Genomic DNA, 18,470 nt, shown 5'->3' with positions numbered 1-18,470 from the left:
GTTGGAGGCAGGCCAGATCATCGTTGTCGCGCTGGCCTATCTCGCCGCCGGCTTCGTGAAGGGGGCGAGCGGCCTCGGCTTCTCCACGACCTGCCTGCCGATCCTCGTTCTCGCCCTCGGCCTCAAGGACGCGCTGGCGCTGGTCATCATCCCGTCTGTCGTCGCCAATATCTTCCTCATCCTGTCGTCCGGTCACCTCAAGGAGACGGCAAGGCGGTTCTGGCCGCTCTATGCCGCGCAGATCCCGGGCATTGTCGCGGGGCTGGCCCTGCTCGCCTGGATCGACGGGGCGGTCGCGACGGTGGTGCTGGGGCTCGTGCTCGGCGCCTATGCGGCGGTCGCGCTCGCCCAGCCGGAGTTTCGACTGGCGCCGGGGCCAGAACGGTTGCTGCGCGCCCCCGTCGGCTTCGCGACCGCCGTCATCAACGGGCTGACCGGGTCCCAGGTGATGCCCGTCGTTCCCTATATGCTGGCGCTCCGGCTCGATCCGAAGCGCTTCGTGCAGGCGGTCAACCTGTCCTTCACCCTGTCGAGCCTCGTCATGGCCGTGGGGTTGTCGCGGATCGGGCTGTTCGGGGAGCACGAGCTCGCCGTATCGGTCGCGGGCCTCGTGCCGAGCTATGCCGGCATCTGGATCGGCGGCCGCATGCGTGGGCGACTGAGCCCGGACCAGTTCCGGCGCTTCGTGCTCACTGTCCTCGGCGTGCTCGGCCTCGTGCTCGTCCTGAGAAGCCTGATCTAGGGATCTGCCGGAGACCGGTCCGCCCCGGCCTCGCGGCGGCCCCAGGGCGGCAGGGCGACGCGGAAGAGGCCGTTCACGAACATGGCCACCGTCGGCAGCGGATCGCGCAGCGACCATGTGAGATGGGCGTCGGCGCGGATCGCGTCGGCGAGGATCCGGCAGAGCCGGCCAAGCGCCGCGACGGGTCCGATGGCGCGGTCGGCGAGCGAGCGCTTCAGCCCCGAAATGTCGCCGAAGGTCCACACATAGGTGAGGCCGGCCGGATAGGCGAAGCTGCGCCAGTCCTCCGTCGGGTCCGCGCCGTCTGCCAGGGCGAGCGCCAGCCGGCTCAGGCGCAGGCCGGCCGCCTCCGGTGCGGCATGGGCGCCGCCGATGCGCGGATTGAGCTCCAGGAAGCAGTGATGGCGGCCGTCCGGGGAGACGATGAACTGCGTGACGCCGACACCCGTATAGTCGAGCGCGCCGACGAGCCGGGCGGTATCGGCAAGGAGCGCCGGCGTGTGCTCCACCGTTTCGCCGAGCACGGCAAGGCCGGTATCGTCATGGGCATTGGTGCGCAGGATGCGGGTCTCGACGCAGGCGACGAGCCTGCCGTTGCGGGCGGCGAAATACTGGTTGTGGCGCGGCCCCGTCGCGAAGCGCTGCACGAGAAGCCGGTCATGGCCCTCCGGCCAGCCGCCGAACGTTGTCTCGAACGCCTCAGCGCTCTGAAGGATCACCGCCTTGCGGTCCAGGAGCCTGAGGCCCGGCGCGAGGGGGCGCACGGTCAGCGGATAGCCGATCTCCGCCGCCGCGGTGCGCAGCGCATCCATGCCGTGGACGATGGCGAAGGGATCCGTGGCGATCCCTGCGGAACGGGCGAGCTCCAGGCTCTGCGTCTTGTCGGTGAAGGTCTCGACCACCTCCGGCGAGGGGGAGACGACGGCGACCCGATCGTCGAGCGCAGCACGGTGACGGGCGAGAAAGACGACCATCTCCTCCGATACGGGGAACAGGGCGCTGATGTCGCCGCGCTTGTCCACAAGCGTACGCAGCGCGCGTAAAAAGGGCGCGCCGCCGTCGAGGCGGGGATGGGGATGGTGCCAGACCTCGCGGACATGGCGGGAGAGCTCGCTGCCCGGCTCGCCCATGCCGAGCCCCATCACGACGGGCCGGTCCTCGGCGGCGAGTGCGCGGGCAATGACAAGGCTCGGCCGGTAGTTGCCGAGCAGAAGGACACTGCGCCCCGGGCGGGCGGCGTGTCCCTGCGTGCCGGCGAGGATGCGGCGGCGTGGTCCTTCAGCATCGTCACAGCGTGCCGGCCGTGGTGTCGATGAGGTGGGAGCCCTGGAGGATCTGGGCGGGGATCGTGATGCCGAACAGGCCGTAGGCGAACATGGCCACGGTGGGCATGGGGTCGCGGAGGGACCATGTGAGGTGCCCGTCGGCGCGGATGGCGGCCGCCGCGATGCGCGCGGACAGGCCGAGGGCGCCGGCAAGCGAGACCTTGCGGTCGAGCATGGCCCGCTTGAGCCCCGAGAGATCGCCGAAGGTCCAGGCATAGAGGCGGTCCCGGCGATAGGCGAATGCCTCGCCTGCCTCGGGGGCGGTCCCGCCGTCGGCGAGGGCGAGCGCGAGCCTCGTCAGCGGCACGCCGGACTGTTCGGGCACGGCGAGATTGGCCGACATGCGCGCGTCGATCTCCAGGAAGCACGAGCTCCGGCCGTCGCGCGCCACGATGAACTGGGTGAAGCCCACCCCCGTATAGTCGAGCGCGGCGGTCAGTCGGCGTGTTTCCTCCACCAGCGCTGGCGTCGGCTCGACCGTACGCTCCAGAACGGACGTGCCCGTGCCATCCGGCGCGTTGGTGCGCAGGATGAGGCTTTCCACGCAGGCGACGAGCTCGCCCTTGCGGGCGGCGAAATAGAGATTGTGCCGCTGGCCGTCCGCAAAGCGCTGCAGGAGGAGGCAGGCATGCTCTGCCGGCCATGCGGTAAAGGCCGTCTCCAGCGCCGCCCGGTCCTCGAGGATGAGGGCCTTCTGCCCGAACAGCTTGAGGCCGGGCGTGAGCGGGCGCAGGGCGAGGGGATAGCCGATGCGCTCGGCGTCGTAAAACAGCTCCTCGCGGTCGTGGACCACGGCGAAGGGGTGGGTCGCCACGCCATGCGTGCGGGCCAGGGTGAGGCTCTCCACCTTGTCGGCGCAGGCCAGCACGATGTCGGCCGCCGGCGAGGCGATCCTGGCGAGCGGGGCGATCTCGCCGCGATGCCGGGCGACAAAGAGCACCATCTCGTCGGAGACGGGCAGGAGCGTGCCGATGTCGTTTCGTTGCGCGAGGAACGCCTTCAGGGCGGCGAGAAAGGCGGCGCCGTCCCCCTCGTCGAGCCGGGGGTGCTGCCAGATGTCCTTCACATGGCGTGACCACTCGATGCCCGGCTCGTTCGCGCCGAGGCCGAGGACCAGGCGGCGTCCGTCTGCGGCGAGAGCCCGGATGGCGGCGAGGCTCGGCCGGTAATTGCCGAGCAGGAGCACCGTATCGTTCTGCGAGGTCGGGGAAGGGGGCTTGGTCATTGCTGTCGCCGGCGGTGCGGAGCCTCGAATGCGTCGGTCACAGGCGGGCAGGCGCCCACCGGTGGGCCGAGCGGCGGTGATGTCGTTCACGTTGCGATGCAAGAATCGTGCAATACGCAGCCCGTGCCGGCTTACTCGGCGACCAGGACCGTGCGGCAGGCCGATGGCAGCTTGGAGAGCTTCATCGGAGGCGGCGGCGGGGCCGGCTTCTGGTCGTCCGGCGCATAGGGCTTGTCCGACAGCCACCAGGCGAGGCTCGCGTCGCACCCGTCCCCCGGCGGGGGCGGTGCCTGGTCCTTGCAGCCCGTGCTGCCGGGCGGGCATTTGAGCCGGACGTGGAAATGGTAGTGATGGCCGTACCACGGCCTGATCTTGTTGAGCCAGGAGCGGTCGCCGGTCGCCCAGTCGCACAAGGTTTTCTTGATGGTCGGGTGGACGAAGATCCGCGCGACCTCGTCGTAGGAGGCGGCGCGCTTGATGAGGCGCGCATGGTCGGTCGTCCAGGCGTCCGGATTGATCTCGGTGCGGCTGGCGATCACCGATGTGGAGCTGATCTTCTCGCGTTCCGCCCGCGTCAGGGTCCGGCCGGGGGAGGGGCGCAGCCAGATATCGACATCGAGGCCGATCTGGTGGCTCGCATGGCCGGACAGCATGGGCCCGCCGCGCGGCTGGGCAATGTCGCCGACGAGCAGGCCCGGCCAGCCGTCGGCACGCGCGTCGCGAGCGAAGCGCTCCATATAGGCGATGAGGGCGGGGTGGCCCCAGTTTCGGTTGCGCGACAGGCGCATGGCCTGCCAGCCCGGCCCGTCGGTCGGCAGGGCCTCGCCGCCGGCGAGGCAGCCGCGCGCATAGCTGCCGATGGCGCTGGGCTTGAGCTGAGCCGGGCCGTCCGCCGCGCCGAAGAGTTCCTTGGCGGGGGCGTCGGGGGAGATCGTCGGAGTACTGCTTTCGAGCGCCGCCGTCTCGGGCTTTGCGCGGGGGAGCACGGTGGCGCTGCCCGGCGTGCGGTCCCCGGCCTCGGCCGGCGGCGTGCACAAGACCAGGGCAAGGGCCGCGAGAAGCGCCGATCCGCAAAGCCTTGCCCGCCCTGTGCAGCGTGCGGTCCGTGACATGGGAGCGATGCGTTCAACCCCGACCGTCATGAGGATCCCCATAAAGCCAGATAGCGGTACGGAGCGCCATCTTCCGCCTCCGAGGAGATGCGGGAAACGCTCCAGCCGCCCTTTTGCCCGTAAGCTGCAAGCGTACTCCCCGGCACCGCCTTGCGGCAAGTCACAAAGCGCGGGGGGCGATCGGGATCACTTTTTCCTGAAGGCGTCGAGCTGGACGATCTTTGCGGGGCTGTCCGGCTGCTCCTCGGTATCGTTGTCCGGCGTGCCGGACGCATCGGAGGGCGCGGCGGGAGGCTTGGGTGCGGTCGCCGCCGCGGGCTGGCCGGGCGCGGTCTCGTCCTTGCCGGCGGTCTCGCCAGCCTCGCCCTCGGCATTCTCGTTGGCTTCCAGGACCTCGAACTGCAGCCCGAACTGCACCGACGGGTCGAAGAACCCCTTCACGGAGGCGAAGGGAACGACGAGCTTTTCCGGGATGTTGTCGAAGGAGAGCTCCACCTCGAACCGCTCTTCCGTCACCTGCAGGTTCCAGAACTGATGCTGGAGGACGACGGTCATCTCCTTGGGGTATTTCTTGCGCAGGCGGTCGGAGAGGCGGGCCCCGGGGTGGTTGGTATCGAAGGCGATGTAGAAATGGTGCTCGCCCGGCAGGCCGACCCGGCTGACACGCCTGAGCGCTGCCCGTACGACGCCGCGCAGGGCATCCTGGGCGAGCAGGTCGTAGCGCATCAGATCCTCAGACATCTCAGGCCCTCGAACTCCTTGGGGTTCAGGCCGGCCCTTCAGCGGCGGCCGGCACGATCCAGAATCGCCTTGTCGCCCATTCTACACGTCGAGACGGCTGAAATAACCGGCTTTCCGTGCTTTTTGCACATATGGGAATGAATCGGGGCCGCGACATGGCGGCCCGGAGATAAAATGGGGGCTTCTGTTGCCAGGTGCCCGCCGAACCCCGCCCAGACCTGCTACAGCCTGGGACTTGAATTTCGGTACCTAAGCTGCATTACGCAGCCTGGGCCACCGGAGCATAGTTGTCGTTGGCAACTATTGTTGTGACCCGATAACGGCGAGTCCCACCGGGCGAAGGACCGCTCTTTACACCCTCGTCGATCCTGTTTCACCCCCATCAGATGCCTCTGGCCCGGCTGCGGCCGGTGGCATTTGGTGGAGGTGCCGGGTACTGCCCCCGGGTCCGATGGGCTTATTCCAACGTCCATTTATCGCCATAGCCAGCCCGTCGGCTGACATCTGCAATATAGGCGGATCCCGTCGCGGTTTAAAGCCCCCTTTGCCATTGGCGGCGCCGATGTGCTGCGTCGGGCGTCCGCGCGACACTACTCGCTGGAATAGCAGACGGCCTGCAGCTTGTTCCCATCGGGATCGCGGACATAGGCGGCGTAATAGTTCTCGCCGTAATGGGCGCGCGGTCCGGGTTCACCCTCGCTCATCCCGCCGAATTTCAGGGCCTGTTCGTGGAAGGCATGGACGGCGGCCCTCGTCTCCGCGACGAAGGCGACATGCGTGCCGTTTCCCCAGGTCGCGGGCCGGCCGTCGGCGGGCGTGTAGATATAGATGGTCGGCATCCCTCCGTCGCGCTCGTAGGCCAGGGGCTTCTCCGGCGGCTTGGGCAGCCTGGAGAAGCCTATGGCGCCGAGAACGGCATCGTAGAACTTCGCCGAGCGGTCCTTGTCGTTGGTTCCGAGCGTGATGTGGCTGATGACGGACATGGTAGGCGTTTTCCCCGTTTGATTGGAGGGCACGGTCCGGGCGGTCCGTGCCGGTGGGCGATCCGAGTATCGTGGCCTGCGTCGGCAAAATGCAAGCTTGAGGCCATAGGGCAAGGTCGGCGCGCACCCGCTTTGCTGCGAGAGGCGTTGAAATCGCATGCGCGCCGTTCGCCAGGGCGGGTCAGAATCGTCTATCCTGAAACCCATGAGACAGTATCTCGACCTGCTCGGCCGCTGCCTGGAGACCGGCATCCGCAAGGATGACCGCACAGGAACGGGCACATTGTCGGTTTTCGGCCACCAGATGCGCTTCGATCTCGCCGCGGGCTTCCCCGTGGTGACGACGAAGCGGCTGCACCTGCGCTCGATCATCCACGAGCTTCTCTGGTTCATTCGGGGCGATACCAATATCGCCTATCTGAAGGAGAACGGTGTCAGCATCTGGGACGAATGGGCCGATGAGACCGGCGATCTCGGGCCCGTCTATGGCCGGCAGTGGCGCTCGTGGGCCGCGCCCGACGGGCGGACCATCGACCAGATCGCCGATGTCATCGCGGCGATCCGCTCGACACCCGATTCGCGCCGGCTGATCGTGTCGGCCTGGAACCCGGCCGATGTCGACCGGATGGCGCTGCCGCCATGCCATTGCCTGTTCCAGTTCTATGTCGCCGATGGCCGGCTCTCCTGCCAGCTCTATCAGCGCTCCGCAGACATCTTCCTCGGCGTGCCGTTCAACATCGCCTCCTATGCGCTGCTCACCCATATGGTCGCCCATGTGACGGGGCTGAAGCCGGGCGAGTTCGTGCACACATTCGGCGATGCCCATCTCTATCTCAATCACGTCGAGCAGGCGCGCGAGCAGCTCTCCCGCGAGCCGCTGCCGTTGCCGCGCCTCGTCCTCAGGCGCGATGTGCGCGTGATCGAGGACTTCCGCTTCGACGATATCGAGATTGCCGGCTACGAGGCCCATCCCCACATCGCCGCCCCCGTCGCGGTATAGGCCGCGTTTTCAGAGCGCCCGAAGGGCCGTCGGTCAGCGCCGGAAATCGCGCCGCGGGTAGCCCTGGATATAGAGCAGGGCCGTGAGGTCGCCGTGGTCGATGCGGACGTCGGCCGCCTCGCGCAGGGCGGGCTTGGCGTGATAGGCGACGCCGATGCCGGCCGCCTCGATCATGGCGAGGTCGTTGGCGCCGTCGCCGACGGCGATGGCCTCGTCGAGTTCCAGCCCGTGCGTCTCGCACAGCGACCGCAGGGCCTTGAGCTTGGCGTCGCGTCCCAGAATGGGCTCCTCAACCGTGCCCTTGAGTGTCTCGTTTTCGATCACCAGGCTGTTGGCCTGCACGTGCTCGAAGCCCGTCTGGCCGGCGACATGGCGGGCGAACTGCACGAAGCCGCCGGAGACGAGCGCCGTCATGGCGCCGAAGCTCTTCATGGTCTCCACAAGGCAGGCCGCGCCGTCATTGACGGTGATGGCGTTTGCGATCAGCTCGTCGATGATGCCGGCGGGCAGCCCCGCGAGCTTCGCCACGCGGCCGCGCAGCGCATCCTCGAACTCCAGCTCGCCCCGCATGGCGCGCTCGGTGACCGCCTTGACCTCGTCGCCCACGCCGCCGGCGGCCGCCAGCTCGTCGATGCATTCCTGGCCGATAATGGTGGAATCCATGTCGGCGATCAGCAGGCGCTTGCGCCGCTTGGGCGTCGGCACAACCGCGACATCGACCGGGCGGTCGCCGACGATCCCGCGCGCGATTGTCTCCAGCTCGCCATGGTCGCCGGGCGCGAGGCCGGGCAGGGGCCACTCGCATGCCTCGCCCTCGGCGAGCCAGTTGGGCTGGTGCGCGCCGATGGCGGTGGAGACCTCCTCGACGAGAGTCTTTTCAAGGGCTTGGCTCGACGGCTTGGCAATCAGAATCAGGTCGGTATCCATTACTCTCACGATCCGGCATAAGGGGTGTGCGCACCAGCGCAGGCAACACGCAGGACATATGGGTAGGCAGGCGCACAAGACAATTCGGCAGGCCATCCTTATCGCAGGGCCGACGGCGAGCGGCAAGTCGGCGCTGGCGATGCGCCTTGCCGAACGGGAGGGCGGCACTGTCGTCAACGCGGATTCCATGCAGGTCTACCGCGATCTGCGCATCGTGACGTCGCGCCCCTCCAGGGCCGATGAGGCGCGCGTGCCGCACCGTCTCTACGGCCATGTGGGGGCGAGGAGACCTATTCGGCGGGGCGGTGGCTGGAGGAGGCCGGGGCGGTTCTCGACGAGCTGTGGACGGCTGAGGCCACGCCGGTGCTGGTCGGCGGCACCGGGCTCTATTTCAGGAGTCTCGAGGAGGGCTTGTCGGCCATTCCCGACATTCCGGATGAAGTCCGCGCCCGGTGGCGTTCCGCGCTTGCCGAGCGGGGGGCTGAGCGGCTCCACGACGAGCTTGCCGCGCGCGACGACCGGTCCGCGGCCATGCTGCGTCCCTCCGATGCCCAGCGCATCGTGCGCGCGCTGGAGGTGCTGGAGGCGACGGGGCGGCCGCTCGCGGACTGGCACGACGCGCCGGCGCGGGGCGGGCTCCTGGCCGGTGTCGCGGTCCGCCGCGTGGTGCTGGCGCCCGAGCGTGCCCGGCTTCACCGTCGGATCGAGGCCCGCTTTTCGCATATGGTGGAGGAGGGCGCGCTCGCGGAAGTGCGGGCGCTCATGGCGCGGGGATTGCCCGAGGACCGGCCGGTCATGAAGGCCATCGGCGTGCCGGAGCTGGCGCGCCATCTCGCCGGCGCGCTCTCCCTCGACGAGGCCATCCGCGAGGCCCAGACCCGCACGCGTCGCTATGCCAAGCGCCAGGAAACATGGTTCCGCCACCAGATGGCGGACTGGCCACGGCTCGCCCCCGGCGACGGCACGGACGATCCCGATTGCCTCGCCGAGGCGACTCTCGCCCTGTGGGCGGGGTGACGCCCGCGCGGGATGCGGATGGCGGCGTGCCGGCGACCGTCGCTCATATGAACCAGGACGGAGCGCCCTGTTAACGAGGCGCCCGATTGCATTACCTTTCGACGAAGATCACGCACCCAAGCGAGCACGGAGAGGCCTGTCCCATGAAAATCACACGAGCTGGCACCCAACCATCGGCACCGGGGCCGGAGGAGTATTTCACCGGCCGCGTCCGCATAGATCCGCTCTTCTCGGCCGAAGAGCCCGGCCGCGTCGTCGGTGCCACCGTCACCTTCGAGCCGGGCGCGCGCACGGCATGGCACACACATCCCCTCGGCCAGACCCTGATCGTCACCCAGGGCGTGGGGCGCGTCCAGCGCGAAGGCGGGCCGGTGGAGGAGATCCGCCCCGGCGACGTCGTCTGGTTCCCGGCCGGTGAAAAGCACTGGCACGGCGCCGCCCCGGATGTCGCCATGACCCACATCGCCATCCAGGAGAGCCAGGACGGCTCGACCGTCACATGGCTGGAGAAGGTCAGCGACGCGGAGTACGCCGGCTGAGCTGAGCCGTGCTGGCCGGGTCCGGGGCGCCCCCTCGGACCCGTTCCCGCCCTTGCGCGCACGGTCCGGTCGAAAATGCCGCCTGAGCCGTGGCCGCGAGGAACGCGGTACTGTAAAAGCAGGGACATGGATAGGCTTCTCAATCAGCGGGCGCGGGCGTCGGGCCAGCGCGTGTCGGCCGTTTCGCGCGGCGTCGGGCCTCGCGATCATCGCTGCCTTCGCCCGAGGGGGCCGGCCTGGGCGAAGGGGGTGGGGCAGCCGGCATGCGCCTGACCTATGTTCACGACATTGCAATGCCCGGTCCGGGCGCGAATACCGTCCATGTCGCCAGGATGTGCGAGGCCTTCGCCGGCAATGGCGAGGAGGTGACGCTCGTCACGCCGGGCCTGTTGCCGGTCGATCCGATCCGCGAGGGACGGATCAGGCGCTATTACGGCATGTCGTCCCAGGTGCGGTTGCGCCATGTGCCCAAGATTGTCGGCGCGAAACTGTTCTCCCGGTTCGCCTTGCGCCATGCCGCTGGCAGCGGTGCCGATCTCGTCTACAGCCGGTATGTGTATAGCAGCCTTGCGGCCGCCCGCCGCGGTCTGCCGACGGTGTTCGAGGCGCATGTCTCGCTCGACGACGTCACGGCAGCCCGCCGAGAGGCCTTTCTCGCGCTTGTCGAGGAGCCCTGTTTCCGCCGTCTCGTGGTGATCTCCCATGCCCTGCGGGCGGCGTTTCTCGAACGCTTCCCCGCGCTGGAGGATGCGATTGTCGTCGCCCATGACGGTGCGGACGATCCCGGGGAGGGGGCGGACGGCCCGGATCCGGTCGCGCTGCCGGCAGCCGGGGACGGTCGCCTGTCGGTGGGATATGTGGGGCATCTCTATCCCGGCAAGGGCATGGAGATCATCGCGGCCATTGCGCCGCTGTGCCCATGGGCCGATTTCCATATCGTCGGCGGGCTGGCGGAGGATGTGGAGCGCTGGCGCCGGACGTTGTCGTCATGCGGCAACGTTACCTTTCACGGCCACAGGCCGCATGCGGAGGCGGTCCGGTTCATCCAGGCCTTCGATGTGGTGCTGGCTCCCTATCTGCGCTCCGTGTGCGCGGGCAACGGAGCCGATATCGCACGCTGGATGTCGCCCCTGAAGATCTTCGAGTACATGGCGCACGGCAAGGCGATCGTCAGCTCCGACCTGCCGGCGCTGCGCGAGATCCTCGACGACGGGGAGACGGCGCTCCTGCGCGATCCCGACCATGCGGAGGCCTGGGTGGAGGCGCTTGTGCGCCTGCGCGACGATGCCGGCCTGCGTGCACGGCTGGGCGGGCGCGCACGTTCTGCCTTCACCGCCGAACATAGCTGGTCCCAGCGTGCACGGGCGGTGCTCGAGGGTCTGGAGGTCGGGGCGTAGGGGCGCCTTCGTGGCCCGCCAGACCCTAGCGGCCCGCCGATCCGTAGGCCGGGAGGCCGGATTCCTCAGCGAAATCGGGACCGCACGCATAGATGCCGGAGAGCCGGTGCATCGCGGCGAGCGCGGATGTGTCCGTTTCGATGTGTTCGCGGTGATGGGCGAACTGATTGTAGCCATGGCCGTGCTTCGACAGCGAGAAACCGTCCGCCACGATGGGCGCGCCGCCGAGATGGCGGGCGAGGAAGATGGCGAAGAACCCGGTGGAGACCTTCTCGCCCCCGCTGCCGGCGGCGAGATATTCGCCCGTCACGCGCCAGACGATCTTGGAGCGCTGCCAGTGATCGATGGGGGCGAGCCTCTTCCAGCCATAGCCGATGTCGCGCAGGCGCTGGACGCTGTCGTCCAGGGTGTATTTCCGGGTGATAAGGACGAGCGTGCCGCAGCCGCGGCCCTGAAGGGCCTCCTTGGCGGCGAGATTTGCGGGCGAGGTGCCGAGCATCTGGTCGCTCATGACCGCGATGTCGGGTGTGGACCGACCCCATGCCTCGGCGATGACCTGGGAGGCGTTCACGGTAATGAGCGTCCAGGGGCCGCCGGAGCTCGGCAGTCCGGCGGCGCCGGGAGCCGAGCCCAGGACGAAGCAGGGCCCGGCAATCGGTGCGGCATCGATATCGGTATGCGCAATGCGTGTGCGCACGATAGCGGAGATCGAAGGGCTCAAATGGCCTCTCCCGTCGCGTGGCCGGCAAGGACAATGTCTCTTGAGGTTTAGTCGTACGGGTCCCGGGCGTAAAGGAGTATCGGGCTCTCTGGATTGTCCGCCCACGCACCGTTTTCCAAAAATTCCTCGTGGACGGGTTACGCCCGCATAAACCAAACAGTATGTTGGAGCCCAGATCCGAAACCGCCAAGGACTCGATCCGGGACATTCATATGCGTAATCCGATTGCCTCTGTGAAGGACTGGCTGCAGGTCGAGCAGCGCCTGTTCCTGCGTGACAATCTCGTGCTGTCCTTTCCGAAATCCGGGCGGACCTGGCTCCGGGTCATGCTCGACGAACTCGATATCCCGGCGCGCTATTTCCACGCCAACTACAAGCAGCCGACCGTCCTCACCGAGCGCGACCGCCGCGTGCCGCGGCGCTACCGCCATGTTCTAGTGCTGGTGCGCGACCCGCGCGACGTGGTCGTCTCCGCCTATCATTCCCACCTCAAGCGGGAAGGTCGCCAGCTCGACAGTCTCGGCGACCTCGTGCGCGATCCCGCCATGGGGATCGAGACCATCATCCGCTACAATCTCTTCTGGGCGCAGCAGGCGCGCGCCGAGCCGTTCATGGGGATCGCGACCTACGAGCATCTGCGCGCCGACACGGAAGACGCGCTGGCCGGAATCGCGGCGTTCTTCGGGGCTCAGCGCTCCAGCGCTGCGGTCGGCAAGGCCGTCGAGGAGTGCCGGCTGGAGCGGATGCGCGAGCGCGAGGCGCGCGGCGAGTACAGCGAGCGCTACGGGGATATCCTGACGCCTGGCGATCCGAAGGATCCCAACAGCTTCAAGGTCCGTCAGGGCAAGGCTGGCGGCTACCGCACCGAGATGAGTGCAGAGGATATCGCGTTCTGCGACGGGCTGATGGAGCGTCTCGACTATTTCGAGACCCTGAATGCCTGTCTCAGGGAGGCATCGGCCAGCCCACGCCAGAGCCCGTGGCTCTATGCGCCCGGAAACGGCACGACCCTGCAGCCACAGCCGCAGGCAGAGAGGGCCTGATCCGGGCCCCCGTCCGTCCGCGCGCCCTGCGTCATGGCGACGCCCGCCCGGCATGGCGCAGCCGGTCGAGCATCAGCTCGCCCTTCCAGCGCCATAGCGGCGTCTTCGGAAGCTCGAAGAGCGGTTCCCGGAACTCGCACAGGAAGTTGATGTAACGCCGGGCATGCGGCGTGACCGGCCGTGGCGTCACGCCATGGACGCTCAGCGGCGAGTTGACGAAGAGCACCAGCGTGTTCGCGCGATAGGGCACGGTCTGGACGGCCTCGATCCGCGTCGACAGGACCGTGCGCCCCTCCGGCCGGTATGCGGGTTTGCCCCGGAAGCGGAAGATCTCCAGCTCGCCGCCCGGCGTGTCGTCCTCCGGCGGCCGGCAATAGAGCAGGGCGTTGAAGATCTTGCTGCGATGGTCGATATGCGGCGCCCGGACCGTGGAGGCCTCCGTCACGGGCGAGTTCATGGCGAATTGGCAGTCGAGCCGGATGTCGCTCGTTTCGGCGTCCGGCGAGCCGCGCATCGCGACCGACATCTGCGACAGCGGGCGGCCCGCGCGCTCCTCGATATCGGAGTGGACCGACAGGATCGCGTCTCCCACCAGCGGCAGGATCTCATGCCAGAAATCGGGCGAGACATGGTGCCGGAAGAAACGGCGCCAACGCTCGTCGAACACCGGATTGTCGATCACATGTGGGGCCGAGCGCGTATAGTTCGTGTTGTTGGCGACAGGACCGTCCTCCATCGACACCTCCTCGAGGCTCGGAAAGGCGTTCGCCAGGTCCCGATAGGCATCCTCGTCCAGCGCGTTGTCGATAACGAAGACCGGAAACGGTTCTGGCGTGAACCGGGCACGCTCGCGTCCGTCTGCGATGCTGGTCATTGTCCCCCCAATGCTCGGTATTTCACAGGATTCCAGCGCGAAGGTAGTCTGGTCGCTGCTCCGACGCAATCAGACTTGCCAAGTTGGCCGTAAGGGTGAATATAGGTTGTCGGTTGAAAAAGTCTTGAGAGGCACGCTTTCGCCATTCGGTTTCTCTGCTTTTCTCAAGGTATAAGTAATATGTGTTGGAGAATTACGTGAACATATTCGGTAGATTTTTGACGAAACGACGGGGCGAGGGTGAGGCATTAGTGAATACCCGCGAGATCGTGCGCTATTACGAACGCATGGCCGGCGGCAATGACTATCTGGACCGGTATTTCGGGGCGCTCGAGGCGACGGGGTCGACAGACAACTTCCTCAAGCAGAACAGGTTTTTCTCCCTCTACCAGGCGGTCGGGCACGTTCTCAAGAAGGGATTGCCGGGCGATATTGTCGAGTGCGGCTGCTGGAAAGGGCATTCCACCTATCTCATGGCGGGCCTCCTGAAGGAGGCCGACTGGACGGGCACGCTTCGCGTCTTCGATTCCTTCGAGGGGGGCCTGTCGGACAAGACGGCGGAGGATCGCCGCCTTCGGGGCGACACCGATCCCACCGAGACGGAGCGGCAGAAGCAGAAATTCGCGTCCGACTTCGACGCCGTGCAGCAGGTGCTCGCGCCCTATCCGTTCGTTGCCCTGCACAAGGGGTGGATACCGGAGGTGTTCGACGGCGCGCTTCCGTCGGATGCGCGATTCTCGCTCGTGCATCTCGACGTCGATCTCTATCAGCCGACGCTCGACAGCCTGCGCTTCTTCTATCCGCGCATGGTCAAGGGCGGTCTCATCGTGCTCGACGATTACGGCTCGACGACCTTTCCGGGCAGCCGGACCGCGACCGACGAGTTCCTGGGCAGCGTGACGCCGACCCTGTTCCTCGAGGGGCACCTGCAGAGCGCGGTCCTGCTCGTCTGATCGCGACGGACCCCGGACCGTCGGCCATGCCGGCTTTTCCGGGCTCCGGGTCCGCTCAGGCGGCAGCCGATTTCGAGGCGCGGTCGAGCAACTCGAAGGCGTCCGGGCGCACATGGTTGCGCCCGATCTCCTCGCGCAGCATGTCCTCGGTGACGATGCCCTCATCGAGGCATTCGCCCAAAAGCTCGAAGAAGAAGAGCTCCTGGCGGCTGTCGGGGTGACGGTCATAGGTGTCGGGCGCGTTCTTCTCGCCGAGCATTCCGTGCCTGATGAGCCGCGCCCAGCTCTTCAGCTTCAGCGGCTTGAACTTGGTCTGCGAGCGGCGGCGGATGAAGTCGATGGGCAGACCCGTCTTCCAGGGCTGGGTCGTGCGGTCGGTATTGTGCAGGAACTTCGTCGTCTCGGTCAGGTTGTCGAAGTCGTTCCATTCATGCTCCAGAAGCCCGATGGTCTCGCGCGGCTCCAGCTTGAGGAACACCCAGTCGAGATAGTCGCGCTTGCCCTCGAACAGCTCGCCGAACTGCTCGGCGGTGCGCCAATGGGTGAGTTTGGCGCAATCGAGCAGCATGACGGAGCTCGCGAACCGGTCCTCGAAACCCTTCTTGCCGTCATAGTCGCGGCAGACGATGGCCTTGCCCTGCATGTCGCGGGTCAGGAGTTCGTAGACATCGCCATGAACGGCGAAGACATCCGGATCGACGACGACGGCGCGGCCCTCATAGCCCATCAGCTCAGGCGGCATGAAGCGCAGCGGGGTGAAGGACTGGAGATCGCTCATGCTCCAGACCCGCTGGCCTCCGTCGCGCAGGAAGGACTGGCCCTCGCGCTCGTGAAGGAACGAGTGGTCCTTGGTGTGGATGATCTTGACGTCGAACCTGTCGGCGTTCGCGGAGCTGCGGCGCATCGAGTAGGCGGACACCAGGGCGCCAACGATCTGCTTCTCGTTGGTGTGGATGAATACGCAAGGTCTGACAGTCATTCTCGAAACGTCCCCTCGGGTTCGGGTCAGCAGTGCGGTGCCGTCCATGCACCTGTTCGAGACCGGCGGAGGGCCGGCATCGCAAAGGATACCGCCACGGCCATCCCGGTCGCCGGGCCGCATGGGACCGGCACACTATCGTCGTGCGCGGATGATATCGTCTTTTGCGCCTCATGGGTAGGACGGGCAAGGCCTTTCCTGCGGGGCGGCACCATCGGGACGGGCGGTCGGCGGGCCGCTCTCGCGTCCGGCGGCGGGGCGTCATCAAATCTTCCGTACTCTGCACGAATTTCGCCCCAATTGGGTGTTTCCGTAAGTAAAAGCGGATTGGTCCTTGCATCTGGCGGCGACTCCCGTGTCGTCATGCGTATTCCGGCAAGATCGAACTCTCTTTTTCTTCGCGCAGCCGGGGCGCCATGACGGTCGCGAGGCGGATGCCTCAGATGAAACGCAGGCCGGCCGCGACATTACTTTTTTGTCCAGGGATCTAGGGAGCCGGATATGGCGGGTTCGCCGGGCATTGCGGTGTCGCAAGACGACAAGGAGACAGCGGGCGGATCCGCGGGCGAACGGATCGGACAGGCGATCTTCATCGCCATGATCGTCTTTCTCGCCTTTGTGGGCGGCGCTCTGGTGGTGCTCGGCAAGGTGTTTCCCTACCAGGTCCTGCATGACGCCTATGCGGCGGGCCAGGCGCTGATTGCCCAGCGCGAGATGACGGCGGACAAGTTCGGGACCGACCTCTGGACAAAGGCGCGCGGCAATGCGAGCGGCGTGACCGCCTTCGACCGGCAGCGCGCCTTTGGCGGCTATACGCTCTACACCTCCGGCGACGCGCCCGCCGCACGGCTCGTCTCCATGACCGGAGAGGTCGTGCACGAATGGCGCAAGTCCTTCTCGGAGGTCTGGGACGAGAGCTCGCCGGTCTCCTCGCCCCAGCGCGACGAACTGACCTATATGCGCAAGGCCCGGCTCATGCCCAATGGCGACCTGCTGGCGATCTACATCGCCGCGGGCGAGACGCCATGGGGCTACGGCATGGTCCGCCTCGACAAGGACTCCAACGTCGTCTGGCGCTATTTCGGCCAGACCCATCACGATTTCGACGTGGCGCCCGATGGGCGGGTCTTCGCGCTGACCCATGCTTTCACCTCCGAGCCGGTCAAGGGGTTCGACGCGCTGGGCAAGCCGCGGCTCGACGATTTCGTCGTGGTGCTCGATGGCGACGGGCGCGAGACGCGCAAGGTCTCGCTGACCGATGCGCTGCTGTCCTCGCCCTATGCGGCCTTCTTATACGCCATTCCGAGCTTCTCGCTCGGCGATCCGCTGCACACCAACACGGTCGAATATATCGACGCGGACAAGGCGCGGGTCTTCCCCTTCGGCAAGGAGGGCGACGTGCTCGTGTCGTTTCGCGACATGGGCGTCATCGCCGTGGTCGACATGGACGAGGGCAAGGTGACCTGGGCGACGCGGGGGCCCTGGGTCGGCCAGCACAGCCCGACCATTCTCCCGGACGGTCACATCCTGATGTTCGACAATCTGGGTAACTTCGAGCAGGGCAACAGCTCGCGGGTCATCGAGTTCGACCCCGAAACGATGGCGGTCCGCTGGACCTATAAGGGGAGCGCGGACAAGCCCCTCGACAGTGCCATACGGTCGGGCGCCCAGCGTCTGCCCAACGGCAATACGCTGGTGACGGAATCGAATGGCAGCCGGCTTCTCGAGGTGACCGGCGACGGGAACATCGTCTGGGAATACATCAATCCCGTCAGGGACGGGGAGGGCGGTGCCTACGCCCCGGTCGTCTCCTGGGGGCGGCGCATCGATCCGGCCACGCTCTCTCCCGATTTCCGTGCCACGCTCACTCACGAAAAGGAGGCATCCCGATGAGACGACAGATCCCTTGCGTGCTCACAGCCCTTGCGGCCCTGATGGCGATGGCGGCCCCGGCCGCCGCCTATGTCGGCCCCGGTGCGGGCATCAGCCTGCTCGGCGCGCTCTGGGGGCTTGTGGTCGCCATCGCCATGGCGGTGGGTTTCGTCCTGTTCTGGCCCGTGCGGAAGATGCTGCGCCGGAAGAAGGCCCGGACCGGCGGCCCCAGCGCCCAGACGGCCGAGGGCGAAGCGCCCCGGACGTCCGGCACCGGGCCGTCCTGATCCGCGGGAGGCAATGCGCATATCATGGGCTTTCTGGACTTGCCGGCACCGCTCTATGAGGCCCTGGACGGCGTGCTTGCCGGTGTCATTCCGCCGGTCGGGCGGGTCATCGTGTGGGCGTTTCTCGGCGCGGGGGCGTCCATGCTGCTCTACTGGGCGCTGTCGCCGCAATCGAGAATCGCGGCCGCCAAGACCGAGGCACAGGCCGCCCGGCGCGCGCTCAACGAGCATGATGGCGATTTCGACGATGCGGGTCCGCTGATCGCGAATCTGTTCCGGACGTCGTTCCGGCATATCGGCCTTGTCCTGCCGGCGACCCTTGCCGCCTCGCTCCCGATGCTGACCCTGCTGGTCTGGCTCGACACCTCCTATGCCCACGACCTGCCCGGCCCGGGCAGCGCGCCCGCCGTCACGGTCACGCCTGCGACCTTCACCGGAACCTGGCGCGACGGGGGGATCGAGATCCGCTCGCCATCGGGCGATGCCGTCCAGACAGTCGCCCTGAAAGCACCTGTGCCGCGCGTCGAGAAGCGTCATTGGTGGAACGCGCTGATCGGCAATCCGGCCGGCTATCTCCCCGATGCCGGGCCGGTGGAGGCGGTATCGGTCGCGCTGCCGCAGAAGAGCTATCTGCCCGTGGGGCCCGGATGGGCGCGTACGTGGCTGGCACTCTTCCTGCCGGTTCTCATGGCGGCATCGTTCGCGATCTTCAAGGTCGCCCGGATCGCGTGAG

General features: G+C 67.2%; 18 protein-coding genes, 1 other RNA gene and 1 pseudogene. 10 read left to right on the top strand and 10 right to left on the bottom strand.

The genetic code is table 11. The annotated features are described in order from the left end of the window. Position 1 precedes the first annotated feature (1 nt). Positions 2-742 (top strand): sulfite exporter TauE/SafE family protein, encoded by a 741-nt coding sequence (locus HW532_RS03540; protein ID WP_213163095.1) that lies wholly within the window; start codon positions 2-4, stop codon positions 740-742. Here the strand turns inward: HW532_RS03540 and HW532_RS03535 are convergent. From HW532_RS03535 to HW532_RS03510, 6 genes are all read right to left on the bottom strand, one after another. Then, the gene (locus HW532_RS03535) at positions 739-1,884 is read right to left on the bottom strand and encodes an ATP-binding protein (protein ID WP_246479921.1); all 1,146 of its coding nucleotides are present in this window, start codon (positions 1,882-1,884) and stop codon (positions 739-741) included. The genes HW532_RS03540 and HW532_RS03535 overlap by 4 nt on opposite strands. Before the next feature lie 145 nt (positions 1,885-2,029). Further along, positions 2,030-3,292, bottom strand: coding sequence for an ATP-binding protein (locus tag HW532_RS03530; protein WP_213163093.1), 1,263 nt, complete (start codon positions 3,290-3,292; stop codon positions 2,030-2,032). A 131-nt stretch (positions 3,293-3,423) separates the two neighbouring features. Continuing rightward, on the bottom strand, positions 3,424-4,404 hold the full coding sequence (gene mepA / locus HW532_RS03525; RefSeq protein ID WP_213163092.1) for a penicillin-insensitive murein endopeptidase: 981 nt from the start codon (positions 4,402-4,404) through the stop codon (positions 3,424-3,426). Between the two features lie 186 nt (positions 4,405-4,590). Next, positions 4,591-5,145: an SspB family protein gene (locus tag HW532_RS03520; protein WP_213163091.1), complete on the bottom strand. Its 555-nt coding sequence runs from the start codon at positions 5,143-5,145 to the stop codon at positions 4,591-4,593. 173 nt (positions 5,146-5,318) lie between these two features. Further along, positions 5,319-5,686, bottom strand: a transfer-messenger RNA (tmRNA) gene (gene ssrA / locus HW532_RS03515). Between the two features lie 49 nt (positions 5,687-5,735). Next, positions 5,736-6,128, bottom strand: a complete 393-nt coding sequence (locus HW532_RS03510) for a VOC family protein (RefSeq protein WP_213163090.1) — start codon at positions 6,126-6,128, stop codon at positions 5,736-5,738. A gap of 205 nt (positions 6,129-6,333) precedes the next feature. On the opposite strand from HW532_RS03510, the gene HW532_RS03505 reads away from it, so the two are divergent. Continuing rightward, positions 6,334-7,128: a thymidylate synthase gene (locus tag HW532_RS03505; RefSeq protein WP_213163089.1), complete on the top strand. Its 795-nt coding sequence runs from the start codon at positions 6,334-6,336 to the stop codon at positions 7,126-7,128. 33 nt (positions 7,129-7,161) lie between these two features. Here the strand turns inward: HW532_RS03505 and serB are convergent, their stop codons facing one another. Continuing rightward, positions 7,162-8,055 carry a phosphoserine phosphatase SerB gene (serB, locus tag HW532_RS03500; RefSeq protein ID WP_246479503.1) on the bottom strand — a complete coding sequence of 298 codons (894 nt, stop codon included), beginning with the start codon at positions 8,053-8,055 and terminating at the stop codon, positions 7,162-7,164. Positions 8,056-8,113: 58 nt separating this feature from the next. Here serB and miaA point away from each other — a divergent pair. From miaA to HW532_RS03485, 3 genes and pseudogenes are all read left to right on the top strand, one after another. After that, positions 8,114-9,072: pseudogene (gene miaA / locus HW532_RS03495) on the top strand (tRNA (adenosine(37)-N6)-dimethylallyltransferase MiaA). Positions 9,073-9,215: 143 nt separating this feature from the next. Next, positions 9,216-9,611, top strand: coding sequence for a (R)-mandelonitrile lyase (locus HW532_RS03490; RefSeq protein ID WP_213163087.1), 396 nt, complete (start codon positions 9,216-9,218; stop codon positions 9,609-9,611). 263 nt (positions 9,612-9,874) lie between these two features. After that, entirely contained in the window at positions 9,875-11,008 is a 1,134-nt protein-coding gene (locus tag HW532_RS03485; RefSeq protein ID WP_213163086.1) for a glycosyltransferase family 4 protein, read from the top strand. A gap of 25 nt (positions 11,009-11,033) precedes the next feature. On the opposite strand, the gene HW532_RS03480 is transcribed toward HW532_RS03485, so the two are convergent. Next, entirely contained in the window at positions 11,034-11,729 is a 696-nt protein-coding gene (locus tag HW532_RS03480; protein ID WP_213163085.1) for a hypothetical protein, read from the bottom strand. Positions 11,730-11,941: 212 nt separating this feature from the next. Here HW532_RS03480 and HW532_RS03475 point away from each other — a divergent pair, with 212 nt between their 5' ends. Continuing rightward, a complete protein-coding gene (locus HW532_RS03475) occupies positions 11,942-12,772 on the top strand; it encodes a sulfotransferase domain-containing protein (RefSeq protein WP_213163084.1) in 831 nt (276 codons plus the stop codon). Between the two features lie 31 nt (positions 12,773-12,803). On the opposite strand, the gene HW532_RS03470 is transcribed toward HW532_RS03475, so the two are convergent. After that, the gene (locus tag HW532_RS03470; protein WP_213163083.1) at positions 12,804-13,646 is read right to left on the bottom strand and encodes a 2OG-Fe(II) oxygenase; all 843 of its coding nucleotides are present in this window, start codon (positions 13,644-13,646) and stop codon (positions 12,804-12,806) included. Between the two features lie 251 nt (positions 13,647-13,897). Here HW532_RS03470 and HW532_RS03465 point away from each other — a divergent pair, with 251 nt between their 5' ends. Continuing rightward, positions 13,898-14,599, top strand: coding sequence for a TylF/MycF/NovP-related O-methyltransferase (locus HW532_RS03465; protein WP_213163082.1), 702 nt, complete (start codon positions 13,898-13,900; stop codon positions 14,597-14,599). Positions 14,600-14,654: 55 nt separating this feature from the next. Here HW532_RS03465 and HW532_RS03460 read toward each other — a convergent pair whose 3' ends face one another. Beyond that, entirely contained in the window at positions 14,655-15,578 is a 924-nt protein-coding gene (locus HW532_RS03460) for a glycosyltransferase family protein (RefSeq protein ID WP_213163081.1), read from the bottom strand. A gap of 501 nt (positions 15,579-16,079) precedes the next feature. On the opposite strand from HW532_RS03460, the gene HW532_RS03455 reads away from it, so the two are divergent. The 3 genes from HW532_RS03455 to HW532_RS03445 are packed head-to-tail and all read left to right on the top strand — an operon-like array spanning position 16,080 to position 18,469. Further along, positions 16,080-17,471, top strand: coding sequence for an arylsulfotransferase family protein (locus tag HW532_RS03455; protein WP_213163080.1), 1,392 nt, complete (start codon positions 16,080-16,082; stop codon positions 17,469-17,471). After that, a complete protein-coding gene (locus HW532_RS03450; protein ID WP_213163079.1) occupies positions 17,468-17,737 on the top strand; it encodes a hypothetical protein in 270 nt (89 codons plus the stop codon). The genes HW532_RS03455 and HW532_RS03450 overlap by 4 nt, the downstream gene beginning before the upstream one ends. A 24-nt stretch (positions 17,738-17,761) precedes the next feature. Then, positions 17,762-18,469, top strand: a complete 708-nt coding sequence (locus tag HW532_RS03445) for a hypothetical protein (RefSeq protein ID WP_213163078.1) — start codon at positions 17,762-17,764, stop codon at positions 18,467-18,469. The last annotated feature ends 1 nt before the right edge of the window (position 18,470 follow it).

The organism is Kaustia mangrovi (assembly GCF_015482775.1).
Classification (GTDB): domain Bacteria; phylum Pseudomonadota; class Alphaproteobacteria; order Rhizobiales; family Im1; genus Kaustia; species Kaustia mangrovi.
Note: the sequence above shows the minus strand (reverse complement) of the source record. Positions and strands in the feature narration are given on the sequence as shown.